This is a genomic window from Dietzia sp. SLG310A2-38A2 (genome assembly GCF_014145095.1).
Lineage (GTDB): Bacteria > Actinomycetota > Actinomycetes > Mycobacteriales > Mycobacteriaceae > Dietzia.
This window is the reverse complement of the sequence record NZ_JAALDX010000237.1, coordinates 1-2,593: the sequence shown is the minus strand read 5'-3', so window position 1 is coordinate 2,593 and position 2,593 is coordinate 1. Positions and strand designations below refer to the sequence as shown.

The following is a 2,593-nucleotide window of genomic DNA, read 5'->3' as shown; positions in this document are numbered from 1 at the left end:
GGCGGTGTGCCGTACGCCGGGATCCCGGACGACGTCGCCCCCGCCGAAACCGACTCACGCCCGCGGTCGGTCCGGTCCCCGGGGTCCCGGCCCGCGTCCTGCCCGGTGTCCCCGGACTCGCGGCTCGCCGGGAGGACGGGCATCGAGAACGGGTCACTCACCGGCGGCGGCCACGGCTCACCGCGTTCCTTCGCCAGCTCACCCGGTGTCTTGATGGGCGGCCGGGTCGACGGGACACGACCGGAGAAGTCGTCGAACTCCGTGATCCTCGGCCGCTTGACCACATCCGTGAACAGCCGTTGGAGATCCTCCTGGCGGAGCGTCTCCTTCTCGAGCAGCTCTCCCGCGACGGAGTCCAGGATCTCCCGGTTGGATTCGAGGACCAGCCACGCTTCGGTGTGCGCGGCGTCGATGATCCGGCGCACCTCGTCGTCGATGATCTTGGCGACCTCGGGCGAGTACTCCCCCGCCGCGGATCCGCCGCGGCCAAGGAACGGGTCCCCGCCTTCGCCTCCGTACTTCACCGCACCGAGCTTCGAGCTCATGCCGTACTCGGCGACCATCGTGCGCGCGATCCGGGTGGCCTGTTCGATGTCCGAGCTGGCGCCGGAGGTCGGTTCGCCGAAGACGTACTCCTCGGCGGCGCGGCCACCCATCGCCATGACCACCCGGGCGATCATGTCCGCGCGGGTCATGAGGGACTTGTCGTCCTCCGGGACGACCAGGGCGTGCCCGCCGGTGCGGCCGCGCGCGAGGATGGTGACCTTGTGCACGGGCTCGAGATCCTCCATCGCCCACGCCGCCAGGGCGTGCCCGGACTCGTGGTACGCGGTGACCTTCTTCTCGTGCTCGCTGATCACCCGGTGCTTGCGGCGCGGGCCGCCCACCACCCGGTCGGTCGCCTCCTCGAGGATGTCGATGTCGATCTCGTCGCGACCCAGCCGGGCCGCGAGCAGGGCGCCCTCGTTGAGCACGTTGGCCAGGTCCGCGCCCGACATGCCGATCGTGCGCCTGGCCAGCGAGGTCATGTTCACGTCCTCGGCCAGCGGCTTGCCCGTGGCGTGGACGGCGAGGATCGCCTCGCGACCCTTGAGGTCGGGATTGGTGACCGGGACCTGGCGGTCGAAACGGCCCGGCCGCAGCAGCGCCGGGTCGAGAACGTCCGGGCGGTTGGTCGCCGCGATCATGATGACGGTCTCGCGGTCACTGAACCCGTCCATCTCGACCAGCAGCTGGTTGAGCGTCTGCTCCCGCTCGTCGTGGCCGCCGCCGGTCCCCGAGCCGCGGTGCCGACCCACCGCGTCGATCTCGTCGACGAACACGATGCAGGGCGCGTTCTGCTTGGCCTTCTCGAACAGATCGCGGACACGCGAGGCACCCACGCCCACGAACATCTCGACGAAGTCCGAACCCGAGATCGAGTAGAACGGCACACCGGCCTCACCCGCGACCGCCCGGGCCAACAGGGTCTTGCCCGTTCCGGGCGGGCCGTAGAGCAGTACGCCGCGAGGGATCTTGGCACCGAGACGCTCGTAGCGCGCCGGGTTCTGGAGGAAGTCCTTGATCTCGTTGAGTTCCTCCACCGCCTCGTCCTCGCCCGCGACATCGGCGAACGTGGTCTGGGGCATGTCCTTGGTGAACTCCACGGCACGCGACTTGCCGACGCCGAACAACCCGCCCTTACCGCCCTGCATGCGCGACATGAAATAGAACAGGAGCCCGAAGAGGATGAGCATGGGCAACAGGAACGAGAGCATCTGCGCGAAGAAGCCCTGCTGGGTGACGGTGGTGTCGTACTTCTCCGGCTCGGCCGCGGCGATCCGGTCGAAGATCTGGTCCGCCGCCCGGTCCGGGTACTTGGCGATGAGCTGGTCGGTCTCGTCCGCACCCTCTTCCGGGGTGATCGGCGCCTCCAGGGTGAGCCGCAGCTGCTGCTCCCGGTCCTCGATCGTCGCCTCCCGGACGTTCCCGGCGTCGATCTGCGCGAGCGCCACCGAGGTGTCGACCTCGGTGTACCCCCGCTCGTCGTTCGCGAAGAACGAGAAACCGACGATCGCCAGGATGATGACGCCCGCGATCGCCACGTTGCGGAAAACGGTGTTGCTCTTACGTTCCATTCGGTCCTCGTGTGCGAAGGACGGCCCCGCCGGTCGGCGGACCTCGTGATGCGACCGACGTCGTCGCCTATCGCCCCAGGCTACCTGCGGGGCCCGACGGCCGACCGTGCTGATCGCCGTGGGCGGACAGGCGGTCGTGACATATCCGCCCCGTACCATCGGGGTCGTGACCACCCCCACCCCGCCCGCGTCCCGGACCGCAGAGGCGGTGCGATCCGGCACCGGCACCGCGACGGAGGCGCTCGACGCGGCACTGGACCGGATCGACCACCTGGATCCGGCACTCCGTGCCTTCACCACACTCCTCGGGGCGCAGGGCCGTTCGGCCGCGGCGGCGGTGGATGCCCTGGACGGGACCGGACGGTCCGGACTGCCCCTGGCCGGGGTCCCCCTGGCCGTCAAGAGCACCGTGACCCTCGACAACCCGGTGATCGCTCCGCTGCTGGCGGCCGGCGCCGTGCCGGTGGGCGTCACCG

Annotated in this window: 2 protein-coding genes; one reads left to right on the top strand and one right to left on the bottom strand. The window is 70.0% G+C overall.

All coding sequences use genetic code 11. The features are described from left to right. Nucleotides 1-2,117: ATP-dependent zinc metalloprotease FtsH (gene ftsH / locus G6027_RS08880; protein ID WP_241726970.1), on the bottom strand; the 2,117-nt coding region annotated here is incomplete at its 3' end. Between the two features lie 166 nt (nucleotides 2,118-2,283). Here ftsH and G6027_RS08875 point away from each other — a divergent pair. Beyond that, on the top strand, nucleotides 2,284-2,593 hold a 310-nt coding region (locus G6027_RS08875), incomplete at its 3' end, for an amidase family protein (protein ID WP_346995667.1).